The organism is Aliirhizobium wenxiniae, assembly GCF_019511445.1.
Classification (GTDB): Bacteria; Pseudomonadota; Alphaproteobacteria; order Rhizobiales; family Rhizobiaceae; genus Neorhizobium; species Neorhizobium wenxiniae_A.
The window spans coordinates 32,876-51,680 of the sequence record NZ_JAEUAN010000020.1; the positions used below are offsets into that span (position 1 = coordinate 32,876).

At 59.3% G+C, this 18,805-nt stretch carries 23 protein-coding genes; 13 read left to right on the forward strand and 10 right to left on the reverse strand.

Going from position 1 to position 18,805, the window contains the following annotated elements; genetic code table 11:
* The first annotated feature begins 2 nt into the window (after window positions 1-2).
* Both JNB91_RS22065 and JNB91_RS22070 read left to right on the forward strand, forming a co-directional pair.
* Window positions 3-2,111: a S9 family peptidase gene (locus JNB91_RS22065; protein WP_220327638.1), complete on the forward strand. Its 2,109-nt coding sequence runs from the start codon at window positions 3-5 to the stop codon at window positions 2,109-2,111.
* Window positions 2,112-2,440: 329 nt separating this feature from the next.
* Window positions 2,441-2,704, forward strand: coding sequence for a hypothetical protein (locus JNB91_RS22070; protein WP_220327639.1), 264 nt, complete (start codon window positions 2,441-2,443; stop codon window positions 2,702-2,704).
* Window positions 2,705-2,807: 103 nt separating this feature from the next.
* Here the strand turns inward: JNB91_RS22070 and dmeF are convergent, their stop codons facing one another.
* Both dmeF and dmeR read right to left on the reverse strand, forming a co-directional pair.
* Entirely contained in the window at window positions 2,808-3,794 is a 987-nt protein-coding gene (gene dmeF / locus JNB91_RS22075; protein WP_220327640.1) for a CDF family Co(II)/Ni(II) efflux transporter DmeF, read from the reverse strand.
* A gap of 63 nt (window positions 3,795-3,857) precedes the next feature.
* The gene (gene dmeR / locus JNB91_RS22080; protein WP_220327641.1) at window positions 3,858-4,130 is read right to left on the reverse strand and encodes a Ni(II)/Co(II)-sensing transcriptional repressor DmeR; all 273 of its coding nucleotides are present in this window, start codon (window positions 4,128-4,130) and stop codon (window positions 3,858-3,860) included.
* 151 nt (window positions 4,131-4,281) lie between these two features.
* On the opposite strand from dmeR, the gene JNB91_RS22085 reads away from it, so the two are divergent.
* From JNB91_RS22085 to JNB91_RS22105, 5 genes are all read left to right on the forward strand, one after another.
* Entirely contained in the window at window positions 4,282-4,809 is a 528-nt protein-coding gene (locus JNB91_RS22085; protein WP_220327642.1) for a hypothetical protein, read from the forward strand.
* A 105-nt stretch (window positions 4,810-4,914) separates the two neighbouring features.
* Window positions 4,915-5,331, forward strand: coding sequence for a MerR family transcriptional regulator (locus JNB91_RS22090; RefSeq protein WP_220327643.1), 417 nt, complete (start codon window positions 4,915-4,917; stop codon window positions 5,329-5,331).
* 54 nt (window positions 5,332-5,385) lie between these two features.
* Window positions 5,386-6,360 (forward strand): prolyl aminopeptidase, encoded by a 975-nt coding sequence (gene pip, locus JNB91_RS22095; RefSeq protein ID WP_220327644.1) that lies wholly within the window; start codon window positions 5,386-5,388, stop codon window positions 6,358-6,360.
* Between the two features lie 107 nt (window positions 6,361-6,467).
* Window positions 6,468-7,046: a GNAT family N-acetyltransferase gene (locus tag JNB91_RS22100; RefSeq protein ID WP_220327645.1), complete on the forward strand. Its 579-nt coding sequence runs from the start codon at window positions 6,468-6,470 to the stop codon at window positions 7,044-7,046.
* Between the two features lie 43 nt (window positions 7,047-7,089).
* A complete protein-coding gene (locus JNB91_RS22105; protein ID WP_220327646.1) occupies window positions 7,090-7,659 on the forward strand; it encodes a DJ-1/PfpI family protein in 570 nt (189 codons plus the stop codon).
* A gap of 10 nt (window positions 7,660-7,669) precedes the next feature.
* On the opposite strand, the gene JNB91_RS22110 is transcribed toward JNB91_RS22105, so the two are convergent.
* From JNB91_RS22110 to JNB91_RS22120, 3 genes are all read right to left on the reverse strand, one after another.
* Complete coding sequence (locus tag JNB91_RS22110) at window positions 7,670-8,581, reverse strand: cytochrome c (protein WP_220327647.1); 912 nt, start codon at window positions 8,579-8,581, stop codon at window positions 7,670-7,672.
* Between the two features lie 83 nt (window positions 8,582-8,664).
* Entirely contained in the window at window positions 8,665-9,105 is a 441-nt protein-coding gene (locus tag JNB91_RS22115) for a c-type cytochrome (protein ID WP_220327648.1), read from the reverse strand.
* Between the two features lie 169 nt (window positions 9,106-9,274).
* Window positions 9,275-9,907 (reverse strand): LysE family translocator, encoded by a 633-nt coding sequence (locus JNB91_RS22120; RefSeq protein WP_220327649.1) that lies wholly within the window; start codon window positions 9,905-9,907, stop codon window positions 9,275-9,277.
* 131 nt (window positions 9,908-10,038) lie between these two features.
* On the opposite strand from JNB91_RS22120, the gene JNB91_RS22125 reads away from it, so the two are divergent.
* The gene (locus tag JNB91_RS22125) at window positions 10,039-10,728 is read left to right on the forward strand and encodes a helix-turn-helix transcriptional regulator (protein WP_220327650.1); all 690 of its coding nucleotides are present in this window, start codon (window positions 10,039-10,041) and stop codon (window positions 10,726-10,728) included.
* 58 nt (window positions 10,729-10,786) lie between these two features.
* Here the strand turns inward: JNB91_RS22125 and JNB91_RS22130 are convergent, their stop codons facing one another.
* The 4 genes from JNB91_RS22130 to JNB91_RS22145 all read right to left on the reverse strand — a co-directional run bounded on the left by JNB91_RS22130 (window position 10,787) and on the right by JNB91_RS22145 (window position 13,237).
* On the reverse strand, window positions 10,787-11,377 hold the full coding sequence (locus JNB91_RS22130; RefSeq protein WP_220327651.1) for a cytochrome b: 591 nt from the start codon (window positions 11,375-11,377) through the stop codon (window positions 10,787-10,789).
* A gap of 260 nt (window positions 11,378-11,637) precedes the next feature.
* Entirely contained in the window at window positions 11,638-12,480 is an 843-nt protein-coding gene (locus JNB91_RS22135; protein ID WP_220327652.1) for a metallophosphoesterase, read from the reverse strand.
* A 50-nt stretch (window positions 12,481-12,530) separates the two neighbouring features.
* On the reverse strand, window positions 12,531-12,977 hold the full coding sequence (locus JNB91_RS22140; protein WP_220327653.1) for a type II toxin-antitoxin system VapC family toxin: 447 nt from the start codon (window positions 12,975-12,977) through the stop codon (window positions 12,531-12,533).
* Complete coding sequence (locus tag JNB91_RS22145) at window positions 12,974-13,237, reverse strand: type II toxin-antitoxin system Phd/YefM family antitoxin (RefSeq protein WP_220327654.1); 264 nt, start codon at window positions 13,235-13,237, stop codon at window positions 12,974-12,976. The genes JNB91_RS22140 and JNB91_RS22145 overlap by 4 nt, the downstream gene beginning before the upstream one ends.
* A 317-nt stretch (window positions 13,238-13,554) precedes the next feature.
* Between JNB91_RS22145 and JNB91_RS22150 the strand changes: the two genes are divergently transcribed.
* Window positions 13,555-14,142, forward strand: coding sequence for a L,D-transpeptidase (locus tag JNB91_RS22150; protein ID WP_220327732.1), 588 nt, complete (start codon window positions 13,555-13,557; stop codon window positions 14,140-14,142).
* A 129-nt stretch (window positions 14,143-14,271) separates the two neighbouring features.
* On the opposite strand, the gene JNB91_RS22155 is transcribed toward JNB91_RS22150, so the two are convergent.
* Window positions 14,272-14,874: a superoxide dismutase gene (locus JNB91_RS22155; RefSeq protein ID WP_220327655.1), complete on the reverse strand. Its 603-nt coding sequence runs from the start codon at window positions 14,872-14,874 to the stop codon at window positions 14,272-14,274.
* Window positions 14,875-15,126: 252 nt separating this feature from the next.
* On the opposite strand from JNB91_RS22155, the gene JNB91_RS22160 reads away from it, so the two are divergent.
* The 4 genes from JNB91_RS22160 (at window position 15,127) to JNB91_RS22175 (ending at window position 18,793) form a co-directional block, all read left to right on the forward strand.
* Window positions 15,127-15,450, forward strand: coding sequence for a hypothetical protein (locus JNB91_RS22160; protein WP_220327656.1), 324 nt, complete (start codon window positions 15,127-15,129; stop codon window positions 15,448-15,450).
* A 97-nt stretch (window positions 15,451-15,547) separates the two neighbouring features.
* The gene (locus tag JNB91_RS22165) at window positions 15,548-16,105 is read left to right on the forward strand and encodes a hypothetical protein (RefSeq protein ID WP_220327657.1); all 558 of its coding nucleotides are present in this window, start codon (window positions 15,548-15,550) and stop codon (window positions 16,103-16,105) included.
* Between the two features lie 142 nt (window positions 16,106-16,247).
* Window positions 16,248-17,996, forward strand: a complete 1,749-nt coding sequence (locus JNB91_RS22170; RefSeq protein WP_220327658.1) for a putative bifunctional diguanylate cyclase/phosphodiesterase — start codon at window positions 16,248-16,250, stop codon at window positions 17,994-17,996.
* Between the two features lie 179 nt (window positions 17,997-18,175).
* Complete coding sequence (locus JNB91_RS22175; protein ID WP_220327659.1) at window positions 18,176-18,793, forward strand: alpha/beta hydrolase; 618 nt, start codon at window positions 18,176-18,178, stop codon at window positions 18,791-18,793.
* Window positions 18,794-18,805 lie beyond the last annotated feature (12 nt).

Here is an 18,805-nt window from a genome sequence, read left to right on the forward strand (position 1 = left end):
CCTTGGCCACCTCCCCGAAATCCATTTTCGATAATCTTCCCGCCGCCCCGATCGCGCCCAAGAAGCCGGTTTCCGATACCCGCCACGGCACGACCCGTACCGACGATTATGCCTGGCTGCGCGCAGATAACTGGCAGGCGATGTTCAAGGATCCGTCGATCCTCGATGCGGAAATCCGCAAGCATCTGGAAGCGGAAAACGCCTATATGGAGGCGGCGCTTGGCGACACGGCCGAGCTGCAGAAAACCCTGTTTGCCGAAATGCGCGGTCGCATCAAGGAAGATGATTCATCGGTTCCGATGAAGGACGGGCCTTACGCCTATGGCTCGCTGTTCGTCACCGGCGGCGAGCAGCCGCATTATTTCCGCACTCCGCGCGACGGCGGTGAAAAGCAGACGCTTTTCGACGGTGACAAGGAAGCGGCTGGCAAGGACTATTTCCGGCTTGCCGGCATGGACCACTCCACCGATCACAGCCACGGTATCTGGGGTTACGACGACAAGGGGTCGGAATATTTCACCCTGCGCATCCGTAACCTGGAAACCGGTGAGGATCTCGACGACGTGATCGAGAACACGGCCGGCGATGGGGTGTGGGCGCCCGACGGCAAGAGCTTTTTCTACACGCTGCAGGACGAGAACCATCGTCCATCGAAGGTATTTCACCATGTCATTGGACAGAAACAGTCCGAAGATCGCCTTGTCTTCGAGGAGACGGATCCCGGCTTCTTCATGGGCGTCGGCGGCTCGCTGCTCGACGACTTCATCTATATCGATATCCACGACCACGAGACATCCGAATACCGGCTGATCCCGACCTCCGACCTGATGGCCGAGCCGAAGCTGGTGGCGGAACGCGAGGAAGGCATCGAATATTCGATGACCGAGGGCGGCGACGTCTTCTACATTCTGACCAATGATGGCGAAGCCAAGGATTTCAAAATCGTCGAAGCGCCGGTTTCTGCTCCGGGCAAGGAGAACTGGAAGGACGTCGTGCCGCATGAGCCGGGTCGACTGATCATCTCCCACATGGCCTATACGCATCATCTGATCTGGCTGCAGCGAAAGGACGGCCTGCCGCAGATCGTCATCCGCGACCGCCGGACCGGTGAAGAACATTCGATCGCCTTTGACGAGGAGGCCTATTCGCTCGGTCTGTCGGGCGCGGCCGAATACGATTCAGATACGATCCGCTTCTCCTATTCTTCGATGACGACACCGACGCAGTTGTTCGATTATGACATGGTGACGCGCGAGCGCGTGCTGCTGAAGACACAGGAAGTGCCGTCGGGGCATAATCCGGACGACTACGTCACCCGCCGGGTGATGGCGCCGGCCTATGACGGGGAACTGGTGCCCGTGTCGCTGCTCTATCGCAAGGATGTGGCCCTTGATGGTTCGGCGCCCTGCCTGCTTTACGGTTACGGCGCCTATGGCATCACCATTCCCGCCTCTTTCTCCACCAATGCGCTGTCGCTGGCCGATCGCGGCATGGTCTATGCCATCGCGCATATCCGCGGCGGCAAGGACAAGGGTTTTGCCTGGTACGAAAACGGCAAGATGGAGAACAAGCAGAACACCTTTAAAGACTTCATCGCCGCCGCCGACCATCTGGTCGCCAACGGCTTCACGTCCTACGACCGGATCATTGCCGAAGGCGGTTCTGCCGGCGGCATGCTGATGGGTGCCGTCGCCAATATGGCTCCGGAAAAATTCGGCGGTATCATCGCTGCCGTCCCCTTCGTCGACGTGCTCAACACCATGCTCGACGACACGTTGCCGCTCACCCCGCCGGAATGGCCGGAATGGGGCAATCCGATCTCTTCGGAAGAGGAATATCGCTGGATCGAAGCCTATTCGCCTTACGACAATGTCAGGCCTCAGGCCTATCCGCCGATCCTTGCAATTTCCGGCCTCACCGACCCGCGCGTCACCTATTGGGAACCGACAAAGTGGGTGGCGAAGCTGCGCGAACATACGGTGGGAACAGCACCGATCCTGCTCAAGACCAACATGGCCGCCGGCCATGGCGGCAAGTCGGGACGCTTCCAGCGACTGGAGGAGATCGCCTTCGAATATGCGTTCGCGATCAAGGTTGCGGGGAAGATGTAGGGCACGCGCCAGCGCAGTCCTTTTTCATCGCAATGACAATCGGGCCAGCGCTCAGGCTGGCCCGAATTGGTCGCCGCACGATCACCGGCGATCGCAGCGACATCCACGGCTTCATAAGTTAAAACAGATACAAATTCAGATTTTTCTTAACCCGGCAAAGCTCGCCGACGGGCGTATAAGCTCGCGCTTTTGCAGACTTTTTTCACGGCAACGAATAAGCACATCACCAGCTGTCAAGTCCTGCAAGGTCCTGCAGCAAGACCGACGCAAGCTTCGCACAAGGTTCCCGAATTAACCATTCGTTAACGAACTGGACGTGGACCAAAGCGATGAAGATCGATAGTGGCTCGAATGGCTATCAATATCGTAACCGTACCGTTGGCGTGGAGCGCACCTCCGAGGACGCTCAGCAGACCAATGCCGTTTCGTCATCGGCTCGCTTTGCAGACGCGCTGACCGGCAGCAGCACGCAGCTTTCAAGTTCGCTTGCGAGCGCGCTGTGGAGCATGGGAGCGGAAGAGGCCGGACCGAACCTTGCCGCAGCGGCAGCGCCGCAGGCCTGGGTTCAGAACCTCTACCAGGAATTCGCCTGATCGAATTTTTCAAAACCATCAAGACAAAGACCCGAAAACCGCACAGGCTTTCGGGTCTTTTTTGCGTTGAACCTAGATTTCAGACCCGCAGAACTGCGGCACATCAACCGAGTTCCGTCACCTCCACCGTCACATGCGACAGGCCCGGAATGGCATTGAGCTTTTCCTTATAGGACGCAGGCGCTTTGGGAACCGTCGTCGCAACCGAAACGATAGCTGCATTGTGCCCTGGGCCAAGCTGCCAGACATGCAGATCCATCACCGTGTCATCGGACGTCTCCATGACCTTGCGGATCCGGCCGGCCAGATCGCCGTCATCCGGCTGCGCATCGAGCAGAACGCGCGAGGTCGAGCGGACAAGCCCCCACGACCAGCGGGCAATAACGATACCGCCGACAATGCCCATGATCGGGTCAAGCGCATTCCAGCCGTAAAGACGACCGAGAATAAGCGCTACGATCGCCAGAACCGAGGTCAAGGCATCGGCCAGAACATGCAGATAGGCGGCACGGAGATTGTTGTCGCCAGCGCCCGAATGCGCGTGATCTCCATGATGACCGGCATGGGCATGACCGGTATGGGCGTGGCCGCCATGATGACCATGATGGCCGTGATGACCGCCGTGGTGGTGATCGTGATCATCGCGCAGCAGCCAGGCGCTGATGAGGTTTACCGCAAGACCGATTACGGCGACGAGGATCGCCTGGTCGAAATCGATCGCCACCGGGTTCGCCAGACGGACAAAGCTTTCCCAGGCGATGAAGAGCGCCACCAGCGCCAGCACGACGGCACTGGCGAAACCGGCAAGATCGCCCAGCTTGCCGGTGCCAAACGTGTAAAGCGGGTTCTTCGCGTTGCGCCGCGCATACATATAGGCCAGCGCCGAAATCAGCATGGCGCCGGCATGGGTGGACATGTGCCAGCCATCCGCCGTCAGCGCCATGGAGCCGAAGATCGACCCCGCCACGATTTCCGCCACCATCATCGTTGTGGTGAGCGCGATGACCAGCCAGACCTTGCGCTCATTGCGCTCATGATCCGCTCCGAGAAACATGTGGTCATGTTTCAGGCTATCGATACTGTTTGCCATGACAGGCTCCATTTCAAACCATCAACCGGCCGAAGCCGCTTTTAAAACATCGCGCAATGACCTTCATCGGATATAGGTCCGCAGGACACCCGCGAGCTCGGCGGCCGCCTTTTCCCGCTCGGCATCGTTTTCCGCATGGACGACATGCTCGTGCAGATGCCCCTCGATCACCTCGCCGGTGAGGCCCGCCAGCGCGCCGCGGATAGAGGCAAGCTGCTGCAGCACGTCGCCGCAGGGCGCTTCCGCCTCCAATGCACGCTCGACCGCTTCCATCTGCCCTTTCATGCGGCGCACACGCGCCAGAAGTTTTGCCTTGTCCCGAACGGTGTGAGACACGTCTCGCTCCTCCTTATAGTATAGGGGGGTATACTATAGTTATTTCGCAGCTATGCAACCCTTCCGCTGAGCCCGTCGGCCACAGGCACACTCTAGCTCCGAGCAAGCCTGATTTTCTAACCATGTATCGGAAAAAGATGAGGAGACCGCCATGTTCGTTACTTCGAGTTCGACTTCAAATTCCTACGCCGGCCTGACGGAGAAAACTGCAAACCGCAATACGGAGATGTTCGCACTGGATGAAGACCGCCAGCAGGAAAACAGCAGCGACAGCCGGGGCAATGCCTTGACCAGTGGCGACACGTCATTCAGCGCCAAGCTGGCAGCCATGTTCCTGGTTCCGGAACGCCCGGAGACCGAGACCGGGCAGGACGCGTTGGAAGCCAGCGCCGGCGAGAGCCCCTACAGCCAATACGAACAGGAATTCATGGATCTTGCCGACAAGACACTCGCCGAACGGATCCGCGATCAGTATCTGAAGGATCACGACCTGACTGAGGATGACGTCAACGCGATGTCGCCTGAGGACCGCAAGGCGATAGAAGAAGATATCCGCAATGCAATTCTCGAGGCGATGGGCGTGAACGAGGAGAAGCAGGCGATTGCGGTAACCATCAATGTCCCGAATGCAAACGACTTCGCTGCGAAAAATACCGAAGACGAGACGTCACTGCTGTAACCATCCAAGCCGCGGCTTAACGGCTTCATCTGCATCAGGTGCCGGCTTGAACGACAAGGGATCGCTGATTAGATATCTCCAGAGACTATAGGTTTGGAGCGCATCATGTTGTCGATCGGCGATCTTTCTAAACGAACGGGCGTCAAGGTTCCGACGATCCGCTATTACGAACAGATGGGCCTGCTCACTGCGGCGGAACGTTCGGAAGGCAACCAGCGGCGATACGAGCGGCATGATCTGGAGCGGCTTGCCTTTATCCGTCACGCGCGGGATCTGGGACTGGACATTTCCGCCATCCGCGAATTGATCGCGCTCAGCCAGCATCCGCACCAGCCCTGCGGCAATGTCGATCGGATCGCTAGCGACCACCTGAAAAGCGTGCGCGACAAGATCGAGAAACTGAAGAAACTGGAGCAGGAACTGGAGCGCATCGTCTCCCACTGCGACGGCGACCACGCGATCGAGGACTGCTACGTGATCCGCTCGCTCTCCGACCACGGGCTGTGCGACGGAGAACATTGAACCGAAACAATCCGGCGCTATAGACGGCATGGATTGCCGCACAACGGATTGCCCATGCCCTGCCTTTTTCCCAATCTTGCCCCCTATCACACCGGTTTTCTCGATCGAGGCGACGACAATCGCATCTTCTTTGCGCTATCCGGCAACCCGCTCGGAAAGCCGGCGCTGCTGCTGCATGGCGGGCCGGGTTCGGGAATTTTGGAAAGCGCTCGGCGCCACTTCGATCCTGACCTGTGGCACATCATCCAATTCGACCAGCGCGGATGCGGCAAGAGCACACCGAGCGCTGCGGATTTTGCCAATACGCTGAGCGACAATACGACGGATCATCTGATCGGCGATATCGACGCCTTGCGTTACATGCTCGGCCTCGACCGATGGCTGGTTTTCGGAACATCCTGGGGCGCAACACTGGCACTCGTCTATGCTCAAGCCTTTTCCCATAGCGTTGAGGGTATCGTTCTTGCCGGCATCACCACCACCCGCTGGGAGGAGATCGACTGGCTTTACAACGGCATGCGCCTCTTCCTGCCGGAAGCACATCAGCGCTTCATTGCTGCCATCCCAGCTCATCTGCGCGAACACCATCCGGTTACGGCCTATCATGCCTTGCTCAACGACGGCGATCCGGCCGTACGCCAGAAGGCGGCTTTCGACTGGCACTTCTGGGAGGCTGGGTCGATCTCGGCCAAAAAGCAGGATGGCGGCATGGCAGACTTGCCGGAGCGCTGGCGCGATCCGGTCTTCGTACTGGCCCGCGCCAGGCTTTGTGCCCACTACTTCCACCATCGGGCATGGCTTGCCGATCGGCAGATCATCGACAATGCCTCAAAGCTTTCCGGGATAACCGGTATATTGATCCAAGGGCGGCTGGACCTGCAGGGGCCACCGAAAACAGCCTATGAGCTATTCCGAGAATGGCCGACAAGCGAGTTGGTGATGCTTGACGAAGCCGGACACTCGACCGGCGATCGGGGAATGGCCGCCGCAATCATGGCGGCGATCGATCGCTTCGCGAAGACGGCTTGACAAGTTTTTCGGACAGGCGCATGAGAGTTTCCATGATCGATATGCGCACAACCACCGCCGCAGTATATTTTTGGGCCTACCTGTAAAGGGCGGCTCGACAGATCATCATGTCAACAAGCCGCCGTCAGGCGGCTTTGTTGTTTCAGACGGCACCTGACGGCACCACAAAATCAAAGGATGCCGAAATGCCCAATGCCCTTCTCGAAGACAGCGAAATATCCCTTCCCCGCCCTGCCGTGCTGACCATCCGTCATGCCAAGCGACATGACCTGCCGGAACTCAACGCGATGATCGCAGCGCTTGCAGCACATCATCATGATGCTTCCGCGATGACGCCCGACATTCTTGAACGCGACCTCTTCGGTGACAGGCCGTGGATCACCGTTCTGGTGGCCGATACCGGTTCGGAACTGATCGGCTACGCCATTCTCGTGCCGCTCTACCGCGCCCAGGAAGGTGCACGCGGCATGGACCTGCACCATCTCTTCGTGCGCGACGGACAGCGCGGCCACGGCATCGGCCAGCATCTGGTTTCCCGCGCCCGCGACATCGCCAAGGGCGCCGGTTGCGGTTACCTTTCCGTCAGCGCCACGACCGGCAATTCGGCCGCGCACCGGTTCTACGAACATATGGAATTCAAGCCGCGGCCGGTGACCGGCATGCGCTATACACAGGCGCTCACCTGAGCGCACAATCCGGCCAGTGCCGACCTTTGAGGAGAGCGAAGAAATGACAGCGATCGTGGTAGTGCTCACACCGGAATTCGCCGATTGGGAATGCGCGCTGCTGATGGCGGTGGCGCGCAGCTATCTCGGCGTGACGGTGAAGACTGCGACGGAGGATGGCCGTCCCGTGACCTCGATGGGCGGGCTGAACGTGACGCCCAACCTCTCCTTTGCGCAAGTCAGGCCAGAGGATTTCGACGCGATCGTGGTGCCCGGCGGACTTGCCTGGGAAAAACAGGTGGTGCCCGAAGGATTGCATGCTCTTGTCCGGTCGTTCCGGGAAGAGAAGAAGATGGCGGCCGGGATCTGTGCCGCCGCCAGCATGCTGGCCGGCGCAGGCGTGCTGAATACGGTGAAGCACACGGGCAACCGGCTGGGCTCACACCAGCAGTACCCCGACTATAGCGGTGAAGATTTCTTTATCGATGGACCGAAGGCGGTGCTTTCGGATGGAGTGGTGACAGCCGCGGGCACGGCCCCCTTCACGTTCACGGTCGAAGTGCTGAAAGGTCTTGGACTATGGGATGCGACGGCCGAAGAGGAGCTGCTGCCGTTCTCCGCCGAGCATCGGTAACCGTCTCCCATCACTGCGCCGGCACGGCCTTCAGGTAGGCGGCGATGGCTTCGAGGTCGGCTTTCGGCAGGTGAGCCATGTTCTTCTGGACTTCGACCATGGAGCCACCGGCGGAATCATAGTCCGGGGTGAAGCCGGTTTCGAGATAATTGACGATGTCGCCCTCGCTCCAGGAGCCGATCGGGCCTGACGATGTAATGCCGGGAATGGTGCCCTCGCCTTCCGGATTGGGGCCGCCGGCGAGCCATTTGCCGGCCTGAAAGCCGCCGAGCGCGTTGCGCGGCGTGTGGCATTCGCCGCAATGGCCCGGTCCTTCGACGAGATACTGGCCACGCTTCACCTTTTCATCGGCTGATGCGAGCTCGACGCGTGGCTCTTCGCTGAAATAGAGGAATTTCCAGCCGCCGACCGCCATGCGGATGTTGAACGGGAAGCCCAGTTCATGAGGCGGCGCGACATTGGAGCTTGAAGGTAATGTCTTCAGATAGGCGAAGAGGTCGCCTATGTCCTTTGGTGACATGCGGGCATAGGAACCATAGGGGAAGGACGGATAGAGATGTTCGCCATTCGGGCCGACGCCGCGGGTCATGGCATTACCGAAATCAGCCAGCGTCCAGTTGCCGATGCCGGCATTCGGATCAGGCGAGATGTTGGGGATATGGAAGGTGCCGAAGGGGCTAGGCAGCGCCTTGCCGCCGGACATGAGCTTCAGCGCATCGCCTTCAGCACCGGCTGCTGCGTGACAGCTGGCGCATCCGCCAGCCCAGAAGAGCTGCTCGCCATGGGCCAGATCAGGCGTACCGAGATTGGCCCAGTAGCTTTCCGGATGCGGGTCGGGTTTGGTCAGCGCCCATGCGGTCGCCGCGCCTAAGGCAACTACCGCGACGCCAGCCGTCGCTACTTTCGACCAGATCGAGGCCATGGCTTGTCTCCGGAATTTTATCCTGCAGGGTCATGAGAGGAAGCCGCGCAGATGGCCTGCGCGGCTTCCCCAAACCGTTTTTGTCAGCGCTTCAGGCGGTAGGTCTGGTGGCAGGTGCCGCAATTGGCGCCGAGCGTCTTCATCGCTTCGGCAACGCCGGCCTGATCCGCCGGCATCGCTGCGAGGATCGTGTCGGCATCGCTGCCGAGCTTTAGCGACTTCGCCTTGAAGTCATCCATATTGTCCCAGATCGCCGGGGCGGCTGCGGAATTGACCTCGGAACCTTCGGGGAACTGATCCGGGAAAGCCTTCATGTCGGTGCTGATCGCCGTCAGCGCTGCCTTGACCGCTTCCGCATCATAGGGTTTCTCACCCTTGGCAATCGCGCCGAGGGCGCCCATCGAGGCGCCAACCTGCTTCATCATCTGCTCGCGCTTGGCGACAGGATTGTCCTGAGCGACGGCTGCAGCCGCCAAGCCAAGACAGAGTGCGGCAGTGGCGATGGCGGTCATCCTGATCTTCATAGAGAATTCTCCTCGTTATGCGGCCAGCCCAGCCGGTGATTTACGAGGCGGATATTGGACCGGCGCGCCGATTTGCAAGAAATCACGTTCCCGTCAGGATTGCGGAATACCATAGGCTTCTGCTGAACACAGCGTTCACAAATAAAGCACAGTGACAGACAGATTACGCTTATCGGTGTAACGCCTCCCAGAGTGTGAGTGCTGCAATGGCCAATAACAGCAATCCGCAACAACGGCCGATCCAGATCGTGGCCGAGTGATTGCCGACCAGCATGCCCCTCGCCCGGCTTGCCGCCACGGCGATCACGCCATAGACGGCGAACTGTGTTGCCGCGGTCATTGCCGCCATGATGAGCGCCTGTGGCGCGAGCGGGCCGAATTCGGGCCTTAGAAACTGCGGATAGACTGCCAGCATGAACATATAGGCCTTGGGATTGATAAGGCAGGTAATAGTGCCTCTGCGAAAGGCCTGCCAATTGGTTTTCGTATCGGCACGCCCGACATCATCGACGACGATGGCGCTTCTCATCAGGGTGAACCCGATCCAGGCCATATAGAGCGCGCCGGCCACCATCAGCGGCGTAAACAATACGGGCAGGAGTTTTGCCAGCAGCCCGACACCCAGCGCGCCATAGGCCGAATGGACGAGACCGCCCAGCATCATGCCTGCCGTGGCCGCCAGCCCCGCTGCCCGGCCGCGGGTGAGTGAATTGGCCAGAACGAACATCATGTCCATGCCCGGCAGAATGATAATGCCGAAGAGAAGGGTGAAGAAAAGCCATAGGTTTTCGCCATAAGTCATGTCAGTAGTGCGCCATCCAGTTATTGCTCGGATCGCCGGATTCTCCTGTTTTTCGGGCCGGCAGGTGGCGCTATAAAACAAGCCAGCTGACACCGTTCTGTCAGTTGCGTGTCCGGTGGCGGAGAAATGTCATGCGCAAGGCGTCTCGCCTGTTCGAGATCATCCAGATCCTGAGACTGGCGAGAAAGCCGGTGACGGCAGCGCAGATCGCGGCGCAGCTGGAAGTCACCATGCGCTCGATCTATCGGGATATTGCAGCACTTCAGGCGATGCGGGTACCGATCGAAGGCGAACGCGGCATCGGCTATATCCTGAGGCCGGGCTTTACGCTTCCGCCGCTGATGCTGTCGATCGAGGAGACCGAGGCGATCGTACTGGCACTGGCGCTTCTTGACCGCACCGGCGACCCGGAACTGCGACGCGCAGCCCGGCAGGTTAACCGCAAGATCGCGGCGGCAGTGCCCGAGCCGCTCAGCCAGACATTTTCCACCAATGCGCTGCATGCCTGGGGAACCATCTCGCCCTCCCCGGATGGGGTGGATCTCGCTCTCGTGCGGCGCGCGATCCGTGACGAGCAAAAGCTGCATATCGACTATCGGGATGAATTGGGTAACGCGACCGAACGGTTGATCCGGCCGATTGCACTTATCTATTATTCGCAGACAGCCAACATCGTCGCATGGTGCGAATTGCGCAACGCGATCCGCAATTTTCGTGCGGACCGCGTCGTGCATTGTGAAGCCTGGGAGGACTTCTTTCCGGGGCAAGGCGACCGGTTGCGCCAGGTCTGGATCGACGGATGGCAGCGACCGATCGCCTGATATCCGGATGCGCGGGGCGATTTAACGCCTCTTGCGCATCCGGTGCCGCATTAAAGGCTCAGTCTTTCTTCGGCAGCATGGCCGTCAGTGTTTCGTCCTTGTCGATGAAGTGATGCTTCAGCGCGAAGGCTGCGTGACCGGCAACGACGATGGCCAGCGCCCATGACAGGTAGAAGTGGGCCGAGACGAGATAGGGCGTCAGCTCAGGGTTCTTGCCGCCGAGGCCCGGAATGGTGAAGAGACCCGCGACCGGGATCGGATAACCGGCCGACGAACTGTTCCACCAGCCCGAAAGCGGTACGGCAACCATAAGGAAATAGAGGGCGAAGTGACCGAGATGGGTTGCCAGCTTCATGATGGCGGGCATTTCGGTCAGCTCCGGCGGGCGGTTATAGGCGCGCCAGATGAGACGTCCGACGATCAGGAAAAGCGTCGTTGTAGCAATCGACTTGTGGAGCGTGATGGCCCAGATCTTTTGCGCCGTTTCGCCGTCGCTGACACCGTAATGCAGCATGGCGCCGCCGTAATATCCCACGCCCCAGGCGACCAGGATGATGGCTGCCATAAGCCAGTGGAGCAGCTTGGAGACAGAATTGAAGTTACGCGTCGTGGGCCGCGTGAGAAGTCCCGTGTCTGTCGTGCTGGCCATTGTATGGTCCATCCTTTTTGCCAAATGTCTATGACATTCAAGGAACAGACAGGGAGCTGAAATGCCAAGGGTGCAGAAGGTCGCAGCCACCTAGCAAAAGTTGCGAAACGTCATATTCGCATCCCCTCAAAAAGACTGCGGCATTCCGCCATCATCTATTTGAGAATGCTCAATTTTAACCGATTTAAACGGCAATTATTCGACTTGGACACCAGACAGCGCCGCGGCGCTTTGCCTCACCATAGGTTGCATCCATACATTCAGAGCGCCAAGCGTCTGCTTTCCTCACGCCCATGGCCGATAATCTCGATACGGTCCTTGTAGACCTCGACAACGGCAAAGGTGTTTTCCGCCTCGGTATCGACCATGCCCTTGAAATTGACGTACCAGGTGGAGCCGGTGCGCCCGAGATTGCCGACATGGTTATGGCCGTTCAGATAGGCAAGCACATTGCCCGATCGTTCGAACAGACCGACAAGCCGTTCGCCATTCCAGAGATTGTGCTGGTTTTCCGGATAAAGCGGATAGTGCCCCATGACGATGACCGCCTCGCCGCGTTCGCGCGCGTCGGCCAGGACCTGCTCCAGCCAGGAGAATTGCTCCTCACCGATGCCGCCATTCCACGGCATGGCATTGATGGCACCGGCGGCCTCCAGCGCTGCGAGACGTCTCGATGCCTCGGCATGGCGGGCATGTCCCTGCGGGGTCGAAAACAGGCTTACTTCATTGCCATCGATGACGACGAAGCGGATGCCGCCACGGACGAAATCATGCCAGGGCGCAGGCATGCCGAGGCGGGCATGGACATCCGCCAGCTTCTCCGGAGCGACGGAGAAATCGTGGTTGCCCGGTAGCAGGACATTCTCGTGGCAAAGTCCGTCATAGACGGAAAGAATACGCTCAAAACTCTCCCAGTCGCGGTCGATCAGATCGCCGAGCGTCACGACAAAGGCGAGATCCTCACCGTTTAGCGTCTCGATCGCGTCCGCCAGCTTCTTCGGGCTGTTGCGATAGAACCGGTCGTATTCCAGCCTCGGCTCGACATCGGCATATTGGGGATCGGCGATGACGCCGAAGCGGAGGAGAGGTTTTTCAGATGACATGGCGCGCAGTTAGGCCCGATCTGTGACAGGCGTGTGACGGATCCGGCTTCTCAGCCAGGAAGATCAGCAGGCGACATGAGTGCAATGCCGAACGGCAGGAAATGTCGGGAATTATGTGTGACGACCGTCAGTCCGCGGACGCTGGCCGTGCCGGCGATAATCGCATCCGCAACACCAGGACTGTGACCGGAAGCAATTGCGATTGCTTCGAGCCTGCCGGCCTCACGCGCCGTTTCGGTATCAAGCGGCAGGATCCGATCCCTGAAGCCCGCCAGCAATCCTTCGAGAAACGCGGATATCGCGTCGGCCTTTGCGGTAGCGCCTTTTGAATTCAAAAGATGAATGCCGCGGGCGATTTCCTGCACCGTCATTGCGGAGAGATAAACGGCAGCCGCTGCCTCCTGCTCTTCCAGCCATCTGACGAGCCGCGGATCATGGGCGGCGCGTAGTGGCGAAAGTGACGAAATGACGTTCGTATCAAGCAGGCTGCCGCTCATAGATCGACATCCCTGCCCCTTTCCGGATTTCTGGCAAAGACCTCCTCGTCGAGATCGATGTCGGGAAAGCACTGCAGGTATCGGATGAGGCTCGGCTTTGCCTTATGCAACGCAGCTCTTGCAGCTTCGGCGGCCTCCAGACTGACGACCACAGCTGCCGGCTTACCGTGCCGGGTGATGGTAACGAACTCTCCGGCTGCCGCCTGGTCCACGACACTGGAAAAAGCCGACTTCGCATCCTTCAAACTGACTTCCGTCATTGTCGTCTCGCACAAAGTGGTCACATGTGACTACATATTTGCATTATTGGCGCGAAAGGCAAGACGGTGGCTGAACTGCCGACCGGCTCCGATAAAGCCGACGTGAAGGCAAACGGCCGCATTGTGATCCCAATCAGGCCTACTTGGCGTTAAAGAGATAAAAATATGTGCGCGCGATTCGACCGCGCCGTTTCCATTCTTAATTCCGGAATACCGATTTGCCAGCCATTACCCGCCGAAGCTTTCTGATCGCAACCCCTCTTTTTGCTACAGGATGCGTGACTTCGGTGCCGGAGCCGGTTGCCGTCAAGCCATACATGTCTCCCCATTACACGGCCATGTATGCCGCGATCGAAGGCGAACAGTTCCCGATCAAGGCAGCGGACCTGAAGCGCGTCGATCCCCGATACTACCGGCAGGAAGTCGCCTACCCGACGCAGGAACTGCCTGGAACGATCGTCGTCGATACGAAGAACCGGTTCTTGTATCTCGTGCAGGAGAACGGCCGCGCCATGCGGTACGGCATCGGCGTCGGCAAGGCGGGACTGGAATTCGAGGGCGCGGCTCGGGTCCAGTACAAACGCCAATGGCCGCGCTGGACGCCGACGCAGGACATGATCGCCCGCGAGCCGGAACGGTACGGACCGCTGGCTGCCGGCATGGAGCCGGGCGTGCTCAATCCGCTCGGGCCCCGCGCGCTCTATCTGTTCAAGGATGGCCGCGACACGCTTTACCGAATTCACGGCACGACCGAGGACTGGACGATCGGCAAGGCGGTGTCGAGCGGCTGCATCCGCCTGCTCAACCAGGACATTGTCGATCTTTACGGGCGCGTTCCGGACGGTACCCGCGTCGTCGTGTTGCAGGATGCGCCGACCGACAGCTTCATCCCACAGGCAGTTTGACGCGTTATCGGGCGCTCAGCGTTTCGGCTGCAGAGCGCCGACACATTTACCAAGCCCCTCCCAAGGCAAACAAAAACACCCGGCGCTGCGAGGCACCGGGTGTTTTTTAATGGCTAGAATGCGTGATGCTTACTTGGAAGCGGCTTCGTACATTTCCAGCACGTAATCCCAGTTGATCAGGCTGTCGACGAAGGCTTCGAGATACTTCGGACGAGCATTGCGGTAGTCGATGTAGTAGGAGTGTTCCCATACGTCGACGCCGAGGATCGGGGATGCGCCGTGAACGAGCGGGTTTTCGCCGTTCGGGGTTTTCGAGATGGCGAGCTTGCCGTCCTTGACCGAGAGCCAGGCCCAGCCGGAGCCGAACTGCGTGGTGCCGGCAGCGATGAAATCAGCCTTGAACTTGTCGTAGCCGCCGAGGTCGCTGTCGATCGCAGCCTGCAGCTTGCCGGGCAGCTTGTTGCCGCCGCCGTCCTTCTTCATCCACTTCCAGAAATGGATGTGGTTGTAGTGCTGGGCAGCGTTGTTGAAGAGGCCCTGGTTGGTGCCGAAGGACTTCTTGACGACTTCCTCGACCGACAGGTCAGCCAGGCCGGCTTCGGCTGCAAGCTTGTTGCCGTTGTCGACATAGGCCTTGTGGTGCTTGTCGTGATGGTACTCGAGCGTTTCCTTCGACATGAAGGGAGCAAGAGCTTCGTAATCATAGGGAAGTGCGGGAAGTTCGAAGGCCATTGGTCTACTCCTTTTAGGCAAAACCTTGGGTAATCGTCGTGCGGGAACATAGGAGCGGACCGGGGAAGAGGCAACGCCCCAAAGGCCAAAATTATGGCAAAAATCAAAGATGCAGCGCAGCGGCTTTGCTCGACTGCGCCGTATGGTGGAACATCATTCCAATGCCGCAGCGGGCGCATTGATTGATCACCGACGTCACAGGGCTGCCGCTAATCCGTGACAGGAGGAATTTCCCAAGGAGGATTTGATTCGATGAAAATCACGACCACGCTTTTTGCCGCCGTCGGCACTGTTCTGATCGCCGGCAGCGCCGCTCACGCATCCTCGGACGACGCCTGGGCAGCATTCCAGAGCGATGTTTCCAAAGCCTGCGTCAAGGCGGCAAAGGGACTTATCGAGAAGGGCAAGACGGTGGTCGACCCCTATGGCAGCGAGCATTACGGCATGGCCGTGGTGACCGGAAAGGCGGTTGGCGCCAAAGCCCGCATCAGCACCATCTGCGTCTATGACAAGCAGAAGAAGACGGCCGAAATCGGCGGCGAGATCAGCGCCAAGCAACTGGCCGTGACGCCATAGGGCCTCACCGACCAAAATACGATCATCAATCAGCTTCGCGCATGATTGCCCATCTATCATCGGTCATTGTCTGCATTTCCATTTGCCATTTTGACATTTGACCGATGAGAGCAATGTGATCACCAACGATATTCCAGCAGTGCCGCAATTCCTGATGCGGGAGACAGACCATCATGTCCTTCAGGCCATGGCGGCTGATACAGCAGACAAGCAGGATGCCGATCCTGCCGGTCAAAACGGCGAAGACGAAACAGCAGTTCCTTCTCCTGCCGTGGACCTGAGCGCCTCGGGGTCATCAACGGGCGGCTATTCCATCGAAGACCTTGTGCTTTTCCGCAAGCTCACCGGATACAGGCTCGATACCCGCAGCCCGATATGGCGAGCCGTGGACGACGACGGGAACCGCGTCTCGACCGCCGACCGGCTTTTCACCACACTGGCGGAAGAAGCCTTCCGTTTTGCCGACAGGCAGCGGCGTCTTGGCGGAGATGCCCGACGGGACCTGACGATCGACGATCTTGTCCTGGCGCTTCCGTCGATCAGGCGTGCTGCGAACTCGATCGGGTCCAAGGGGCTGATTGCCTTCGAGCGGCTCGAAGCGGCGATCTTGGCCATGAAGGAACAGTTCGAGGCCGAAGCATTCATCACGCCCTGAACAATCCGGACGATGGGCGGGCCACGACATAAATTGCTGCTGGAAAACGGCACATCGTCTGCTTTGCATGATTTGATATATTTAGATTATCTAATATTTAAGTCGTAAGGCCTAAAAATTCTCGGGATCACGGGAGCAAGGCATGACGACGGCAAACACGCGCAGATTTGCGAATGACGAGGCGATGCTGCAGGCGGTGATGGCGGCGATGGACAATCTTCCCGTCGCGGTCGGATTGTTCAACCTCGAAGGCAGGCCGCTCTACGCCAACCGATCTTTCCAGGAATTGCACGACCTCGACAGGCGATGGCTGAATGAGGACGAGACCTTTGCCGAGGTTGCGGCCGATGGCAGGATGGACGACTGGAAAGAGGACCCGATGGCCTATTTCCAGCGCCTCATGCGCAAGCTCATGGAAGAGGGCTTTTCCGAAACGCAGGTGGAAATCGGTGACAAGATCATCGACGTGCAGGATGTACTGCTTGACGGGAAATACCTGCTCAGCACCCAGCAGGACATCACGGCACGGGTGAAGGCGGAGCAGCGCGTCTCCTATCTTGCGCATCACGATCCGCTGACCGACCTGCCCAACCGGATGCGGTTTGCCGCGGAACTGGCCAACCTCATTGCCGAACGCCGGGTGCTTAGACAGCAATTCGGGGTGATGAGTTTCGATGTCGACCGGTTCAAGGACATCAACGACCTGTTTGGCCATGCAGCCGGCGATATCGTGCTGGCTGAACTGGCGAGACGGTTGAAGAACGTGCTCAATGACGATGATATCGCAGCACGCCTCGGCGGCGACGAGTTTACCGTGATCAGTGCCGGCGAAGACCAGCCGGAAACGGTGACACGGCTTGCCGAACGGCTGACCCGCGCGATGGAAGAGGATTTCGACGTGGAGGGCCGCTCGCTTCGGGTCAGCCTTTCGATCGGCATTGCGATGTTTCCGCAGGACGGCGCGGATGCGGCAACGCTGCTCGCCAATTCGGATGCCGCACTCTACCGCGCCAAGGCTGACGGGCGCGGTCGCTTCTGCGCGTTCAACGCCAACATGGACCGCCGGATGCATGACCGGCGCGTGCTGCAACAGGACCTGCGCCATGCGATCAAGCGCGGCGAGCTGATGCTGCACTACCAGCCCCAGGCCTCGGTGACCGGCGAGATTTTCGGCTTCGAGGCCCTGCTGCGCTGGCATCATCCCAGCCGCGGACTGATTACGCCTGACGAATTCGTGCCGCTGGCGGAAGAAAGCGGCCAGATCGTCGAGATCGGCCGCTGGGTGCTGAACGAGGCCGGCCGCGAGGCCGCGAGCTGGCCGAACCGGTTGAAGATCGCCATCAACATTTCCCCCATCCAGTTTCGCCAGGACAGTCTTGTCAGCGACGTGCATATGATGCTTCTTGAGACGGGACTTGCCGCCGACCGGCTGGAGCTTGAAGTGACCGAAGGGGTGCTGGTGCATGATTTTGCGCGGGCACTGCAGATCCTGCGCGGGCTCAAAGGCCTTGGCCTCAGGATCGCCATGGACGATTTCGGCACCGGATATTCCTCGCTTTCCTATCTCCAGTCCTTTCCGTTCGACACGATCAAGATCGACAAGTCCTTCACCTCCAAGCTGGTATCCGATAGCAGCGCCGACGAGATCGTGCGCGCGGTGATCGGGCTCGGCCGGGGGCTGAATATTCCGATCGTGGCGGAAGGGGTGGAAACGGAAGAACAGCGCGCCTTTCTGGAAGAGGCGCAGTGCCAGCATCTGCAAGGCCATCTGATCGGTCGAGCAGGCCCGATCGCACAGTATTCCGGCTTGACGGGGGCGGAAGAAATCCCGTCTGTTCCGCAGATCGATACGGATGGATTTCACACGAAGCAAACCCTGCGGCGGCGTTGAAGCCCCGCCTTTTCGGGATCGGGCACAGCGCAAGATCGATCGGATCGTCCAATCGGTACGAACCTGTCATCATATAGCAACGTTATCGGTGAACGGTGCGGTCATCGACCGCGATCTAGCCCCTTGCCGGCTGCTGTCGTAGACGGATGGTCGGCCTCCATTGCGCATAAGGTATTGCCATGACCAGCTTGCAAAACTCCCTTCTCGTCATCCTGCTTCACGGTGTCGGCGCCAATGGGGCCGATCTCGCCCCGCTCGGTGAAAGCTGGAAAGCCCGCCTGCCGGATGCCGTCTTCGTTTCGCCGAATGCGCCGGAACGCTCGAATTTCGGTCCCGGCTATCAGTGGTTCAGCGTCGCCGGCGTGACGGAAGAAAAGCGCCCTGCCCGCATTACCGCCGCGCGTCCGGCCTTCGACACGGTGATTTCCGATATTATCGAGGAAAACGGCTTTAACGGCCGGCTGGACAGGGTCGTATTCGTCGGATTCTCGCAAGGTACGATCATGTCGCTCGATGCGATTGCCAGTGGCCGCTGGCCGGTTGCAGCCGTTGTCGGCTTTTCCGGCCGGCTTGCCACCGAACATCCGCTGACGCCTTCGCTCGAGACCAAAGTGCTTTTGGTGCACGGCACTTCGGACCCTGTCATTCCGTCATGGGAAACGGAAAAGGCGGAGACGGAATTGAAGGCCGCGGGCCTATCCGTCGAAACCGTCATCGAACCGGGTCTCGGACACACGATCTCCATCGGCGGCGCAGATCGCGCGGCGGATTTTCTAGAGGGGATCGCCCGGAACTGATGTTTCGAGCCA